Here is a 14,433-nt window from a genome sequence, read left to right as displayed (position 1 = left end):
AGGTAGAAACCAATGCGGAGTGAATTTGACAAGCACGAACCGCTTAAACCGCCGAACGGCGAAATCAAGAAAATCCATCATGCTTGCGGCATGTGCATCATAATGAGCACAGCGTTCAGTTTCACGCGCAAGCATGTCTGGATCAATGAGAGAAGACGTAAAAGTCCTGAGATATCTTGTCAGCAGCTCGATCCGTCAGTACGGATCGTTCTCAGACTTTGACAGAACACTGAAAATCTCGGGGCTTGATGGCCAGCAGAGAGCAATCCGATTCTGCCAGTAATCGCTCGGCTGTGTTCCCCATCATCATGGCGGAAAACCCAGTGCGACCGTTGGTTCCCATGATTAACAGATCGACTTTCTCATCTTCCAGGATTTTGCTGATGACTTTCTCAGCCGTCCCTTTTTCGATGTGCACCATCGTTCCTTGAGGTATCGTTCGGGCATCGGTTCGCGAAAGGCGATCAGCGGCAATCGTGTTAGCCTGCTCGAGTTCTTCATTGTGCAATTTGTCGAGATCTTCCCGGGCAATCCCGCTGCCAGCCAGTTTGTAGTCATCTCCCGATTCGACCACATGCACGACATGCAGTCGAGTATCGAGTGCTTTGGCAAACTGAACGCCCGCATCGAGCAGGTCTTCACCAATTTCAGCGAAGTCATCGGCAACCAGTATACTTTCGACGGGTCGAACAGGATCCGGCTTGGCCACATAAACGGGAACCGGGCATTTTCGAAGCAGTTTGACAGCGGTACGACCAAAGAAGAAATTCGAAATTGTCGTCTTAGACTTCCGGCCAATTACAACCAAAGTGTGATTGTTCTTAAGAACTTCCTGGATTGTCTTTTCCCAACTGGCCCCAAAGGCAATACAGAATCCAGCTTTCACGCCAGCTTCGGACGCTCTTGCTACGAACTGGCCAAGGACTTCCTCGGCTTCGACTTCAACAGTCGATTTTTTGCCACTGTCATCATCGGTTTCAATCAGATGCAGTGCCTGTTCCGAGATATCGATCGCCGCAAAGAATGTCAGTTCTCCATCGCCAGCTTTGGCCAGTTCAATTGCCTTTTTGACGGCTTGCTCGCATTGATCTGACAAATCGTGACTGATCAGTCGATCTGCGTGAGACAAATCCACACCTACCAGAATTTTTGCCAATGAGATCATGAGTCTGCGTCCTTCGATGTCGAGCGTTTGAAGTTTTTAAGAGTGTTAGTGTCTAGAGGCCAGTGTTCAGAGGGCTTCGGGAATTTTCATCGGGAATAGCCGTGATTTTTTTTAAGGTTAGTTTTCCAGGAATGTAACCATGATTCCATAGTAATCAATACCGAGGCAATGATGAAGCATCAATTGAGAACTGGACAAACTTCGCCCCCGCTTGAGGGAAATTGCTGAAGTTTCGCCAGTAATCGGCTTTCCCTGTTCCAGTTATAGCGATTCTAACAGTCCGGCGAAAAAAACGGTTGTTGAAACTCAACGATTCTGATCAATTTTGATGCCGACCGGCAACGTGTGTCCTAGATTTGAATACCCTCTTAACGCTCTCAGCAGCAGGCAATCCGAGATTACCTGTCGCAACCATTCAATACCAAACCGCACTGGCGGCTGAAATCGATTGATAGGAATTTAGATTCGCATCAGCGAACTGTCGTGACTACAGATTAACGGCAACCCTGATCGACGCAAATCTGCAGATCGAGAGATTCCAGTCTCACTGGTCAGAGCATTTCAAAATGCAATGAGCCATCGCAAGAGCGATGATTGCCTTGAAATGCGGTGTTTGCTCCGGCAATACGCGGAACATTTAATTTGGAATGTTATAGAGAGCTGAGAGAGACTATGAAGAATTCACTGGGATCGTTACTGATCGTTGATGATGATCGTCACATACTCGAAGCGATGGCAGACTACTTACGTCGCCTCGGCTATCGCACGGAAACCGCTGGCAATTGCCACTCGGCTATCGAACGGATGCAGGAATATCCGTTCGAATGTGTTGTGTGCGATGTCAATCTGCCGGACCAGGATGGATTTCATCTGCTCGAATGGGCCTCCAAAAACCAGCCGGAAACGGCCATCATCATGCTCACCGGTTACGGCACCATTGAAAGTGCCGTCGAAGCGATTCGTATCGGTGCGTTTGACTATTTGACCAAGCCAGTCATCGATGACGAACTGAATCTCTCGATTCAACGCGCTCTTGGTCAACGAAAAATTGTCGAAGAAAACAAGCAGCTCAAAGCTCAACTCGATCAGAAGTACGGTCTCGGTAATATCATTGGCCGCGACTACAAAATGTCGAAGATGTTCGACCTGATCGAAAGTGTAGCCGAGACGCGCACAACGGTCCTCATTCTTGGCGAGAACGGTACCGGAAAAACAATGACCGCCCGCTCGATACATCACCTGAGTGATCGCCGCGACAAACCTTTCGTTGAAGTCGCCTGCGGAGCCCTGCCGGATTCCCTACTCGAAAGTGAACTGTTCGGACACGTCCAGGGAGCATTCACAGGAGCCTCTCACGACAAAATGGGAAAATTCCTGCAAGCCGATGGTGGCACGATTTTCCTCGACGAAATCGCAACCGCATCTCAGCAACTTCAGGTGAAACTGCTGCGAGTTTTGCAGGATCGAGAATTTGAACCGGTCGGCGGCACAAAAACTCACAAGGTCGATTGTCGTCTCGTGCTTGCCACGAACGAAAATCTCGAACAGATGGTCGCTGAAGGAAAATTCCGTCAGGATCTTTATTACCGAATCAATGTCATCTCACTGACTCAACCCCCGTTGAGGGAGCGCGTCGGAGATATCCCCCTGCTGGCTGAGCACTACCTGCAACATTTTATTGAACAGGTAGGCAAGCAGATGGAGGGCATCGACGACGAAGCGATTCAACTGATGCAACGTTATTCCTGGCCAGGCAACGTCCGTGAACTCGTCAATGTGATTGAACGTGCGGTCGTCCTCTCCAACAGCAAACGCATTACTGTCAACGATTTACCCGATTCGATCCACAAGCAGATCGACGCTGGCAACGTCGCCGCTCACTTTGCAGGCAACAATCTGAAATCGGCCCTGGCCAATCCGGAACGTCAAATCCTGATTGAAGCCCTCGAAGCCCACGGCTGGAACCGACAGCAAACCGCCAAAATGCTCGGCGTGAATCGCACCACGCTGTACAAGAAAATGAAGAAATTCGAAATCACTTTCGAAAAATGTAACAGCTAAACCAAGTTCAAATTGTAAACCGACACCCGGAAATTACTATTCAATAAGTTATTGAAAATCCGGTTTCCATTTTGAACTGGGGTTACCACACCACCTCGCCCGAAAACCTGACCGCCAAAAACCGGATGTCGCTCTTCACTCTCGAAGACGGCATCCGGTTTTTTTGTTTTGTGTGACAGCGAAGTGCCTCTATGAATGAGTATGGGTGGCACGGCCCAGAACGAAGTGATGAGCGTGGTGAGCGCAGCCAGATAGGTTGGGTTAACGACCGTAACTCAACAACCGCTGACTCCATCAGAACCAGGAGCCCTGAAACCTGATATGGCAGTTCGGGAATTCTTTCTTCATCGCGGCTACCCCTTCTGGCGAGAGGGATGTCTCGTTGAGTTCGATGTACTGCAATCCCTCAACGCGATGAATGATGGGGTACAGTAGCGAGACATTTTCATCATTCAACTCCGGGCAGGTAAACCGCGCACGAGAGTCGTAGTGATACCACGCTGGATAACCGTTCCACTCCTGTTCTGCAAAGACCGCTTCAGAACGCGATTGAGCCTCTGCGTAAACCCGAACTGGCTCGAACCAGATCATTTGGAGGAATACATACACAATAACAGGCATCACCAGCACGAACGAAATCGTAATCACAGCAAGGATCAAATTGCGACGATTGTGAACGAATTTCATTGGAAGTCATTTTCAGAAATAACGGGAATATAGGAGATCGTCCTTCATATCGTACCATGCATCACAACTTTAGGTGCCATGCTTGTATCGCGAAGCAGGACAAGCATTCAATGCGGGTGAAGGAGCCAGAAAACGCCATTTCACCCCGCCTGAATCATTCTCCCGAAAAATTTCGGAAAATCGTGATCTCTCTGTCATTATTCTCGTTCTGAATCAACTATCAAACTGTTTTCTCACCAAGTTGTTAGGGAACAGATCCACTTGTCATCGCTCAAGCCGGAGAAATTCATGACGAAGTTGATGCAGCAGCCGGTCGTCTCACAAATGCAGCGAAAATCAAGCGGGACGCAGGAAATGCCGCCGATTGTGGCAGATGTCAGTTGGGAAGAGGAAGCTTCCCCGTACGGATTACAGGGACTGGCCCGGGAGTGGATTACGATCGTGAAAGCCGACTGCGTCACCCGGTTGGCGATTGCCCTGGCGTTGCGGGGGACATCAAAACAGATTCGCGATCCCGAATTCGTCTCCCGCATCTTTCTGCATCATCCAGAATGGCTGGAAGAATATCATGTGGTGCACCTGATCGAAAAATCCCTCTGGATTCAGGGACGCAGCGATCTCGTAATGACGCTCACGAAGAACCCCAGTCAAATCCCGGACAATCCCCCGCCAGTTGTGAAGAAGACCTTAACCGCAGCGTATGCACTGCATCCTCAGGCGACAGTCTGGTATGGGGTGCCTTTGTTTGGCGAAGAAAAAACGGCAGAGGGGCTGCCCATTCCGGTCACGGCTCAGGAACTTCAGGCAGAAGCCGACCGTCGCCTCCGCACTGCCCAGCAACATGCACTCCGCTGGGGCTGGTTATATCGTATGTTCGCCTTAGGAGTCAGCCTTCCAACTCTGGTCGTCAATGAGTTTGTGAAAACAGGAGTCAGTCTGAGAAATCGTTATCGACGCTTTCGGCTCTGGACACAACGCTTGCGGAGCTCAGCCCGGCGGAAGAATCGAGCAGAGTTTCAGGCACGGCTCGATTATTGCAGGACGGGAGAATACAGTCCTGTCGTTGCCTATCAAAACATGCCCTGGCTGGATCGCACGATGCTTAACGGGCTGGATAAAGCAGCTGATGTGGCCAGTGTATCTGGACAAATCCTGGCACTCTCAGTTCCCACGGCTGCCGGCGGCTGGTTAGCCTTTATGATCCATCTCTCCCTCTTCGCCCCGGCAACGTTAGTCTCCTGCGACCCATTCCTGTTTATCGAACTCCCCGAAGAACCCGGAAAACTCCGGCACCTGGCTCACTGGTACTGGCAGGAACACAAAAATGGGAAACGGACTTTGCATTTGCATTCTTGAGTTTGTTGGTGTTTTTTTAGAGTGTCTTGACCACATTGAGTGATTGCATACACGATTGACTTAGAGCTTCACATAATGAAGCAATCGAAGTCAGTTAAGATAAATAAAGTTAGTACCAGTGCAGTCCTATAAATCAATTGAGATTATGTTTTTTTAACAATAAATCAACATCATGAATTATTAATTTTTAATACCTCGTTTTTGACATCTGCCGGCACATAATATTTCACGGCATCTTGCATTGGCTTTGTTACGGCTTGCAATCTGGGGTGGATTCAATTTTGAAATGCACGGGTTTTGGGTTCGAACAGTTCGTGTGGTGATTTGAATTGGTACTTTTTGCGAGGCCGGTTGTTCAACTCCATCACAGCCGCTTGAATATCCTCGGCTTTCAGTTTACGGAAATCGCTCCCCTTCAGGAAGTATTGCCGCAGAAGCCCGTTGGTGTTCTCATTCTGGCCGCGTTGCCACGGCTGGCGAGCCGGAGCAAAATAGATCGCACAATGCAGGGCTTGCTCCAACTCTCGATGACCCGAAAACTCACTCCCGTTGTCCGTCGTCAAAGTTCGAATCAATGACGATGGCAACCCCTCAAACGCAAACACCGAAGCCGCGTTCAACGTCGATGCTTTCTTGTCCGGCAGATAGCTCGCCACAAGATAGCCGGTCTTGCGTTCGACATGCGTGACAATGTAGCCGGTCCCCTTTTGACCCTCGATGGTATCCGATTCCCAGTGCCCGATCCGCGAACGATTGCGTGCAGAAACCGGTCGCTGATCCATTGGCTTTTTGGTCGGGTCGCATCGTCTGGAGATCCCTGTGCCGTAGCGTTTGCGGCGTTTCTTTCTCGATTGACGCAGCTGCCTGTAGATGTTGCCGCCCTGCTTTTTGTTTGCTTTGATCCAGGCGTAAATCGTCTCAATGGATATTCGCATTCTGGCCTCCCGAGGATGCAGTCGCAAGAGTTGACCTGCAATCTGTTCCGGCGACCACTTGAGAGACAACTTATCGAGCAGGAATTCTTTGAGCGGAGCGTGGTTGAGTTTCCAGGGGAGTTTGCAGAGTTGTCGACGCCGTCGCGCTTTGCGGTCGGCTTTCCCGGCGAAATACTTCCCGGTCGCATCCGAATTCCGCCGCAGTTCTCGGGAGATCGTGCTGGGGTCTCGGGATAACTCGCGCGCAATTTCTATTCGAGAGTGTCCCAGGGCGTGCATGTGCGCTATGGAATCACGTTCCTCAGCAGTAAGATGCGTGTGTGACATTCGTGATTTCTTCTTAGTAGGATTGATGGTCGTTTGGTCAAAACAAACCATCTCACGAATGTCACTCTTTTTCCATCAACCCGTGCATTTCAAAATTGAATCCACCTGGTCACTATGATTCTTCCATATTTGAATCTGAGAGAGTACAGTAAATTCCTCAATATTCAAGTATTGATTGGGACTTGCATTCTTTGAGTTCCAGAATTCATCAAGCACCGGAACTGCATTGATATCGACTCCATCGTTTCTTAATCTGTCTGCTCGCTTCCACATTGCCACTAATAACTTTTCAAGGCCTCGAGTAGTTTTGTGCAAATAGACATTCTGATACATATAGTATCTGGCAAATATATATTCTTCGATAGCCATGGCTGATTTTTCCGGCCAGACAATATCATAGCTTTCTTTATTGTTTTCCATTAGATGGATTGTGTTTAATATCCGATACCAATCAAAATGGCCGTATCCAGCTCCAGTAAATAAACTATCCCTTCGAAGATAATCCATCCTATCAACGTCAAGCTGACTAGATAATAAAGATTTTTGCCAGGTTGGGCAGCCTGGGTCATTTTCTTGGATTAAAGATGCGACTTGTTTCGGCAAGTATTGGTCTTCTTGAAGTAGAATCTTGTTTATATTAGTTCTTGGATTTAATATGACTTCAATTGACCAATATTCATGATTAATTCCAAGACAGGGCTCAAATAAATGGGAGTATGGTCCATGACCAACATCATGAAGTAGGGCAGCGGCTAAAAGCGGTTGACGAGCTCTTTTGATTCTCTCAGCGTCATTTGTCTTTTCCAAGGAGTCTAAGACTCGCTGCATTAAATACACAACACCAAGGGAATGTGCTAAGCGGTTATGATCTGCTCCCGGATATGTGATGTTGCTAACACCAAGCTGATGTATTCGTCGTATTCGTTGGACTTCAGGAGTATCTATGAGCTTTAATAACCAACCATCTCTTTTACGATCAATTGCAATGTAATTGTAAAGTGGGTCGCGAAATACTTTGTCGCTCACAACAATCCTCAAGCGTAGTCATACAGGTTGAAATGAATGTATTTTTTCTGCAATTCTTTTCGCTTCGATTACAGAATCAGAGCCATCTGCAACATTCTTGAATTTGCAGGCAAGGGTTACAGCATTATCAACATCTTCGCCTTCTTGCATAAAGAACGCAATCGTGGCTCCAAGTTCAAGGTACCACAGATTTTCTTTGACGAGTTCATTTGCCAACGATTGAAATTTGAGCATTTCTTCAATCTGAGGTGATTGGGTATTTTGGAGCAACTGATTTCCACGATCTGTTAGCTTGTAGCAAAATCCATTACCTATCGGTGGAGCCCCACCTGACTCTTCAATAACATTTATTTCTACCAATGCGTCTGATGTTTGAGCAACATCTCGCGAATATGGGCCGTAATGATGCAAAATGAATTCTGCATTAGTGGGGAATTTCGCACAATGAAGCAAGAAAACTACTTTTTGAAGTCTCTTACGTCCTTGAAGTGGACCTGTCCATGACAACAATGTTGCCAATGCCAGCTTATCCATTTGTCCTCCTTATCAAATAATTGGATGAGAAAGGAGTATGGTACAAAATGTATCTTTAAGTCAATCGTACCAACTTTAATTACATTATTGCAATTACTTAATGTACGTTTAGATGGAAAAAGAATGCAATTTCAATGTGCAAATTGCGGCAGGCAGGCCCGACCGACTTTGTCGATTGGATGCTGCAAGCAAATGATGCTTTGCCGTTCGCGTGTATGGATCTTTCGGGGCCACCCATGGAACAGGCCGGCTCTCGAGAAATGCTCATTGCGAAGTATAGACAGGCTGGAAGCCTGTCCTACGGGTTTTATCCCAACAACAATTCCGCGACTCGTGCGGCATCGCTCATATCGGTTAGTGTCACATCGGGTTCGCTCGCTTCGAGTTCTTCAGGGAATAGTGTCCGGTGGCAACCGCCAGGACTTTGGCGCCGATGGCCCGGCCGCATTGGACGTCGGCTGGGGTATCGGCGATAAATTTGCTGTTCAATAGACATCAAGAGCGAGGGGTGAAGCATTTTGTTCATTAAGCAGCCGATCGACATAGTCGGTCGGGACACCCTGCGAATCACTGACCGAGAATACGTAAGAGTACATGCCACTGGTGCTGCCGGTGTTGTGTATTTCTGTTCCGAATTATGGGCAGAAATGAGCGATCAGAGTTTTTTGCGTTTTGTCTTTTCCACTTCGAGTGGAAAGTTAATCGTGTTTTCGCCTGCTACTACATTGGCTGTCAAACCTGAGTTTTGATCGCTGCTGTATTTGGAAGGGATCAACAGTTCGACAGGCGCTTCTGGTCCCATGTCTTTCATGGCACTGATCATGATTTTGTGGTTTCCGATCGGGACGCCGTTGCCATATTCAGGCGTTTTGGCGTAGTAGGTGCCATCGCCTTGAATTGTTGCGTAGGCATAGGGAATATCTTCTCCCTGCGGAACAAAAGTGATTGTGCCAGTTGGGAGAGGTTCTCCATCAAATGTGACAATTCCAGAAACTTCAGCAAGAGGAGGTCCTGCGTCGCCGCAGCCAATGAACAAGGCGACAAGCAGGAAAGAGAGCTCTTTTTTTATCATCTCGATTGAATCTAATTAGAATTGATGACCATTACTCAGAATGGTTTGGCTTGAACAGACCATTTGCAAATGATTTCTGCAGCAATTGGTCTCCCGGAATAAAACGCTGGGTAGGTTTTAGAATTCACCAACGACTTCGCCGGCATTGCGCGTAGCTAATGCTTTCAGAATATCCAATGACATATTATTGCTGAGGAATGTGACGCTTCCATCGCACATGGCAAACTGAGCACCTCCCTGATGGTAGCTGGTGAATGGAGTCATATTCGTCAGGAATGTGCCGTGGTAATTGATGGGATATTGAACGACTTTATGGTCAATCAGAAGAAAATCGCCATCTGAGTAATCATAGAATCCCCAAGTCCACGGTTTAATTCCACCAAAACCTGTAATCATCGAACTACTCCAGCCAGCAGACTTTGAGGTTTCACCAAACATGATGGTATTCGTCGTTCCATCTTTAATGTCATTGAGGCGAATTTTACTTTCGGGAAACATGATGCCCGATCGAGCATGGTCTCGTGCTGAAGTCACTCCCGCGACGAAATCAACGTCAATCGATCCCGCATTGGCTCGGTAGTGCAATGCCCCTTGTTGATCTGCATAGGGAAAGTTTCCGGAAGTGGTGTGGTCCGAAGCGGTATCTCCAAGAGCAGAGGAGGGGCAGGTCAAAACCGTAATTGGAGTTGTGAAAACCTGATTCTGCTGGTCATGAGAACGATACGGACTTCGAAGTGTTGTGTAGTCTTTTTGTATCGCTTCCATAGCATCGTTTCGGGCTCCCTGCTCAATATAGGGAAGAAGCCGAGGCACCCAGCCTAACGGGTAATTCACCTGCGGTGTACGAAATGCACCAGGAGGTAACTTGGTGACAACATCGTGATAGTTATGCATCGCCAGAGCCAATTGCTTCAAATTATTTTTACAACTGGAGCGGCGTGCAGCTTCGCGGGCCTGCTGAACAGCTGGGAGCAACAAAGCAACAAGTATGGCAATTATGGCGATAACAACCAAGAGTTCAATCAGTGTAAAGCCGTGACGTGTCTTCATCTGGCAGGCCCCATTCAAGCTTTCTTGTTAGCCTTAAGTTTAGGCATCACCAAGAATTAATTAGGAAGAAAAATAATTTGTACTGTCGATCCAATTTGGATGTGACAGAATCATGGAGAATAACAATAATATCAATGTGCAAAATCTATGCCGATGTGGATTAATTATGTCTGGTTGTGTTAAGTCTATTCTGTGAAAAGACTTATGGATATCCATCGCCGGGCTGAACGCACGTTTTCAATGCATGAAGTTTCTACTCAAATGCAACTCTTTTAATCACTCGGCGGGGTCGCTCAGAGGATATCCCAGCCCGGTTGGCTTGATCAGTTCGCCTCAGGTGCTGGATACGATGGGATGAGATCGACAGGTTTGAGTAGTGGGTTAAGGGGTATAGACCTGACGCCAACATGTTCAGAGGAGTTTGGTTTACTCAACTCACATCCGATACCCTTGTTCTTACAATCCCTGGTATGCATGATAAACCCATCGAATATTCCGAACTCATCAAAATGCAGATCTATTCAGAAGATATTCTCATGAAATCCACACCTGTTGAATGTGCTTGGTCACTGGCTGGCTCACGACTTTTGATCCTCCTTTGCCTGGCAGCAAACGGCATGACGGCGAAGGCGGCAGAAGCGCCTCGCCCAAACGTCCTGCTGATCCTGACGGACGATCAGGGCTACGGAGATATCGGATCGCATGGAAACCCTTATCTGAAGACGCCAGTGCTCGATCGCTTAGCAGAGTCTGGAGCCAGATTCGATCGGTTTTATGTCTCGCCTGTTTGTGCTCCCACAAGAGCCAGTCTTTTGACTGGCCGCTACCATCTGCGAACAGGAGTGACAGGGGTGACACGAGGGTATGAAAATATGAACGCAGACGAAATCACACTGGCTGAATGCTTTGAGCAGGGGGGCTATCGTACGGGGTGTTTTGGGAAGTGGCATAACGGACGGCACATGCCCATGCATCCCAACGGGCAGGGATTCGAAGAGTTTTTCGGGTTTTGTGGAGGCCACTGGAATACTTACTTCGATAGCCCGCTTGAACACAATGGAAAGTCTGTTTCCACGGAAGGATACATCATTGATGTCCTGACGGATCACGCCATTGACTTCATGGAAGAGAATGACAGAGAACCGTGGTTTTGTTATGTCCCGTTCAATACGCCACATTCTCCCTGGCGTGTGCCGGATGCATACTGGCAGAAATACGAAGGTCTTGGACTGGACGCAAAGGCTCAATGTGCATATGCCATGGTCGAAAACATCGACGACAATGTCGGTCGTCTGCTTGAATCACTTGAAAAAACGGAACAGAGCAAACGGACAATCGTTCTTTTTATTACAGATAACGGCATCAATAGCGACCGCTTCAACGCCGGAATGTTGGGGCGCAAAGGCTCTCACAACGAAGGTGGCGTGAGAGTTCCCTGCTTCATTCGTTATCCCGGCATCATCCCCGCAAACACAACCATTAAAGAGATCTCTGCCCATATCGATATACTACCAACCCTCGCGGAACTCTGTTATCTCGAACGTCCAGCGGAGCCTCCTTTAGATGGAGTCAGTCTTGTGCCATTGCTGAGACAGCAAAATCCAGACTGGCCAGAACGAATGATCTTCACCGATACTTTCCGCTCACGTTCCGGCCTGGAAAAAATGAACGGTGCCGTCCGCACGCAGCAATGGCGGGCGACGACTTCTCGCGGTCAATGGCAGTTGTTCGATATGCAGGACGATCCGGGGCAGACAAAGAATCTCTCAGCCGAGCATTCTGAGTTGGTGGCTGATTTTGCTCAAGCATTCGAAGACTGGTTTGCCAGCACCGGGGCAACGGAAATTGGAGAGCGTCCGATTCCGATTGGCCACGCCTCGCGACAGCAATTCGAGTTGTATCCCTGTGAATCGAAACTGATTCCGGGCCATGGCGAGGGAATCAGTTATACGGGCGATACGACAAACGGATTTGCGAACTGCTGGATTCATGAATGGACTGACCCTGCTGCCTATCCGGAATGGAAATTAGAGGTCCTCGGTGCTGGCGAGTATGAAATCGAGATGGAGTACACATGTCATCGCAATGATGTTGGCGTGGAAATGGAAGTGTGCATTGGCGATCAAAAGTCATCAGTCGTCATTCCCAAAGCTTACGACCCGCCTCTCGTCAACAAACCCGATCACGTTTTCTCCTACAACTATCAAACCAAAGCCAGTTGGGCAAAAATAAAAACGGGTCACATGAAATTAACTGCAGGCATGCATACGGCCCAAGTGAAAATCAAGCATTTCGCTCGCAAAGGAATCTCGCGACCGGCTCAGGGAATCGACCTGCGTGTCGTTCGGCTGAAACGCGTGGACTAGCCAATCATGATTGCTCGATCCATCAATGGAAACTGCTGGAGCACTGCAAAATAATAGACTGTTCATGCGGTCATTTGCTTTGGCCTAAATATAAAATACTGTTGATTTATGCCAGTTCAAGATGTTAAATTAAAAATTCCATTCACGATTTGGTTTCTCTCACCAAATTTATTATCTATTCCTTTCTTGAAAGGCGGACTAATGCGATCTGTCCAGAGGCATTTTACGAACAAGGGCTTTACGTTAATCGAGTTGCTCGTGGTCATCGCGATCATTGCAATTCTGGTCGCATTATTGCTTCCAGCTGTTCAGCAGGCCCGTGAAGCCGCCCGGCGATCCAGTTGCAAAAACAATCTCAAGCAACTCGGACTGGCAATGCACAATTATCATGATGTCTACAAGGCTTTTCCTCCGGGATATGTTGATGAACGTGGCAATGGAAAGACAATTGCTGATAACGATGGTCACTGGGCCTGGTCGGCATTTATTTTGCCGATGGTGGAACTCTCCCCACTGTACGACCAGTTGCAGGTTGGAAATGTCTCGGCTTCTCAAAACATGTCGCTCAATAAGAATAGTATGCAGCAATCACAGCCCGCATTTACGTGTCCCTCGGATGCCGGTGCTCCCAAATTCCATAGCACGAGTACAGCTCCGGGATATGCAATTGAAACGAATCCCGGCAACGCAAACAGCGGACTCCCTGTCGCCAATTACATCGCTTGCAACAATACAACGAATGTCAGAATCAATCCGAATACCGGGGCAGGAAATGATGGAACCAAGGGAGCCGTCGGGGTGTTTTATCGAGACAGCAGCACGAGATTTCGAGATATCTCCGATGGAACCAGTAATACCCTGCTCATTGGGGAGCGTCCTTATAAGCACAGCGGACAAGTCATGAAAGCAGGAACCTTACTTGCAGTTCGCGATGCCAACGGCAATGGTCCTTCTGCACAGGATAACGGTCCGTCCTGGAACCAGGGGGCTATTACCATCATGGGACATGTCAGAGATGGAATCAATCCCATTTTGACAACCGCAAACAGTTCCAGAAACGGGAACTTTGGCTCCAAGCATCAGGGGGGAGCACAGTTCGTCATGTGCGATGGCTCTGTCCGCTTTATCAGCGAGAACATCGACAACGATCAGGAATCGGCTGCCCCTTATCTCATTGACAGCACGCTGGAGGCGTTGATGGGAATTGCAGACAATCAGGTTGTCGGAGAATTTTAGAGCAATTCAAAATAAAAAAGAGGAGTGCAACACCTTGCACTTCTCTTTTTTTTATGCATACCTATTACTGAATTAATTCGAAGTCAATTCAAAGTTGATGGTGTTATTTCCTGCAGTTACGGTTTCTTTCAACTCTGACTTTGCATGATACTTTTCTGGCAGCAATTCTTCCCGGCCTTCGACCCATTCTCCTTCATCGCCCCCTTCAGCGGGCATTGCTTGTCCTTCAGTTGCGGTCGTTATAAATACCTGATGCTCACCTGGCAATGCTCCATTTTCCTCAGCCGTATAGCGTAATGTGTAATTCCCATTTTCATCAGTAACGGCTTCGGAGGATCGACCTGAAGTCGGTTGAAATCGAATTTGAGCATCGGCAAGCGGTTTTCCATCCAGGGTCACCAGTCCACTCACGGAGCCTAGTTCTGGTGCATCGCTGCCCCCACACCCAGTCATTAATAGAACAACAAACAAACTGATGATAGATTTGAATTTCGGTGCCATGGATTTCATAGTGATATCATTTCCTGAGAGACCTAACAGTGATTTCATTTAAATATGCCATGTTACTGATGTTAACTCTTCGACAAATCTTATGCACCTGAATCATGCCTAAAACAG

At 47.9% G+C, this 14,433-nt stretch carries 13 protein-coding genes; 4 read left to right on the top strand and 9 right to left on the bottom strand.

Annotated features, from left to right (window positions below; genetic code table 11):
* Nucleotides 1-211: 211 nt before the first annotated feature.
* On the bottom strand, nucleotides 212-1,165 hold the full coding sequence (locus Pan54_RS18170; RefSeq protein WP_146504832.1) for a universal stress protein: 954 nt from the start codon (nucleotides 1,163-1,165) through the stop codon (nucleotides 212-214).
* 672 nt (nucleotides 1,166-1,837) lie between these two features.
* Here Pan54_RS18170 and Pan54_RS18165 point away from each other — a divergent pair.
* A complete protein-coding gene (locus tag Pan54_RS18165; RefSeq protein ID WP_146504831.1) occupies nucleotides 1,838-3,226 on the top strand; it encodes a sigma-54-dependent transcriptional regulator in 1,389 nt (462 codons plus the stop codon).
* Between the two features lie 294 nt (nucleotides 3,227-3,520).
* Here Pan54_RS18165 and Pan54_RS18160 read toward each other — a convergent pair whose 3' ends face one another.
* Nucleotides 3,521-3,913 (bottom strand): hypothetical protein, encoded by a 393-nt coding sequence (locus Pan54_RS18160; protein ID WP_146504830.1) that lies wholly within the window; start codon nucleotides 3,911-3,913, stop codon nucleotides 3,521-3,523.
* A 288-nt stretch (nucleotides 3,914-4,201) separates the two neighbouring features.
* Here Pan54_RS18160 and Pan54_RS18155 point away from each other — a divergent pair, with 288 nt between their 5' ends.
* On the top strand, nucleotides 4,202-5,269 hold the full coding sequence (locus Pan54_RS18155) for a hypothetical protein (RefSeq protein WP_146504829.1): 1,068 nt from the start codon (nucleotides 4,202-4,204) through the stop codon (nucleotides 5,267-5,269).
* Between the two features lie 275 nt (nucleotides 5,270-5,544).
* On the opposite strand, the gene Pan54_RS18150 is transcribed toward Pan54_RS18155, so the two are convergent.
* From Pan54_RS18150 to Pan54_RS18125, 6 genes are all read right to left on the bottom strand, one after another.
* Nucleotides 5,545-6,531 (bottom strand): IS30 family transposase, encoded by a 987-nt coding sequence (locus Pan54_RS18150; protein ID WP_165441826.1) that lies wholly within the window; start codon nucleotides 6,529-6,531, stop codon nucleotides 5,545-5,547.
* A 75-nt stretch (nucleotides 6,532-6,606) separates the two neighbouring features.
* Complete coding sequence (locus tag Pan54_RS18145) at nucleotides 6,607-7,557, bottom strand: HD domain-containing protein (protein ID WP_146504828.1); 951 nt, start codon at nucleotides 7,555-7,557, stop codon at nucleotides 6,607-6,609.
* Nucleotides 7,558-7,575: 18 nt separating this feature from the next.
* Complete coding sequence (locus tag Pan54_RS18140) at nucleotides 7,576-8,091, bottom strand: hypothetical protein (protein ID WP_146504827.1); 516 nt, start codon at nucleotides 8,089-8,091, stop codon at nucleotides 7,576-7,578.
* 307 nt (nucleotides 8,092-8,398) lie between these two features.
* On the bottom strand, nucleotides 8,399-8,608 hold the full coding sequence (locus Pan54_RS26925) for a hypothetical protein (RefSeq protein ID WP_146504826.1): 210 nt from the start codon (nucleotides 8,606-8,608) through the stop codon (nucleotides 8,399-8,401).
* A 138-nt stretch (nucleotides 8,609-8,746) separates the two neighbouring features.
* Entirely contained in the window at nucleotides 8,747-9,163 is a 417-nt protein-coding gene (locus Pan54_RS18130; protein WP_207310172.1) for a hypothetical protein, read from the bottom strand.
* A 117-nt stretch (nucleotides 9,164-9,280) separates the two neighbouring features.
* Nucleotides 9,281-10,213, bottom strand: coding sequence for a DUF1559 domain-containing protein (locus Pan54_RS18125; protein WP_146504824.1), 933 nt, complete (start codon nucleotides 10,211-10,213; stop codon nucleotides 9,281-9,283).
* Between the two features lie 536 nt (nucleotides 10,214-10,749).
* On the opposite strand from Pan54_RS18125, the gene Pan54_RS18120 reads away from it, so the two are divergent.
* Both Pan54_RS18120 and Pan54_RS18115 read left to right on the top strand, forming a co-directional pair.
* A complete protein-coding gene (locus Pan54_RS18120) occupies nucleotides 10,750-12,579 on the top strand; it encodes an arylsulfatase (RefSeq protein ID WP_165441842.1) in 1,830 nt (609 codons plus the stop codon).
* Between the two features lie 201 nt (nucleotides 12,580-12,780).
* Complete coding sequence (locus Pan54_RS18115; RefSeq protein ID WP_146504822.1) at nucleotides 12,781-13,815, top strand: DUF1559 domain-containing protein; 1,035 nt, start codon at nucleotides 12,781-12,783, stop codon at nucleotides 13,813-13,815.
* Nucleotides 13,816-13,887: 72 nt separating this feature from the next.
* Here Pan54_RS18115 and Pan54_RS18110 read toward each other — a convergent pair whose 3' ends face one another.
* Nucleotides 13,888-14,325 carry a carboxypeptidase-like regulatory domain-containing protein gene (locus Pan54_RS18110; protein WP_146504821.1) on the bottom strand — a complete coding sequence of 146 codons (438 nt, stop codon included), beginning with the start codon at nucleotides 14,323-14,325 and terminating at the stop codon, nucleotides 13,888-13,890.
* Between the last annotated feature and the right edge of the window lie 108 nt (nucleotides 14,326-14,433).

This window comes from Rubinisphaera italica (genome assembly GCF_007859715.1).
GTDB classification, from domain to species: Bacteria; Planctomycetota; Planctomycetia; order Planctomycetales; family Planctomycetaceae; genus Rubinisphaera; species Rubinisphaera italica.
The sequence above is the reverse complement of the archived record's forward strand: the minus strand, read 5'-3'. Positions and strand labels throughout refer to the sequence as shown.

Excerpts from the sequence above, each read along its gene's own strand:
- Pan54_RS18165 (WP_146504831.1), top strand. The coding sequence starts at position 1,838 with ATGAAGAATTCACTGGGATCGTTACTGATCGTTGATGATGATCGTCAC.
- Pan54_RS18130 (WP_207310172.1), bottom strand. The coding sequence starts at position 9,163 with ATGATAAAAAAAGAGCTCTCTTTCCTGCTTGTCGCCTTGTTCATTGGC.
- Pan54_RS18110 (WP_146504821.1), bottom strand. The coding sequence starts at position 14,325 with ATGAAATCCATGGCACCGAAATTCAAATCTATCATCAGTTTGTTTGTT.
- Pan54_RS26925 (WP_146504826.1), bottom strand. The coding sequence starts at position 8,608 with ATGCTTCACCCCTCGCTCTTGATGTCTATTGAACAGCAAATTTATCGC.
- Pan54_RS18120 (WP_165441842.1), top strand. The coding sequence starts at position 10,750 with ATGAAATCCACACCTGTTGAATGTGCTTGGTCACTGGCTGGCTCACGA.
- Pan54_RS18160 (WP_146504830.1), bottom strand. The coding sequence starts at position 3,913 with ATGAAATTCGTTCACAATCGTCGCAATTTGATCCTTGCTGTGATTACG.
- Pan54_RS18150 (WP_165441826.1), bottom strand. The coding sequence starts at position 6,531 with ATGTCACACACGCATCTTACTGCTGAGGAACGTGATTCCATAGCGCAC.
- Pan54_RS18140 (WP_146504827.1), bottom strand. The coding sequence starts at position 8,091 with ATGGATAAGCTGGCATTGGCAACATTGTTGTCATGGACAGGTCCACTT.
- Pan54_RS18125 (WP_146504824.1), bottom strand. The coding sequence starts at position 10,213 with ATGAAGACACGTCACGGCTTTACACTGATTGAACTCTTGGTTGTTATC.
- Pan54_RS18170 (WP_146504832.1), bottom strand. The coding sequence starts at position 1,165 with ATGATCTCATTGGCAAAAATTCTGGTAGGTGTGGATTTGTCTCACGCA.
- Pan54_RS18115 (WP_146504822.1), top strand. The coding sequence starts at position 12,781 with ATGCGATCTGTCCAGAGGCATTTTACGAACAAGGGCTTTACGTTAATC.
- Pan54_RS18155 (WP_146504829.1), top strand. The coding sequence starts at position 4,202 with ATGACGAAGTTGATGCAGCAGCCGGTCGTCTCACAAATGCAGCGAAAA.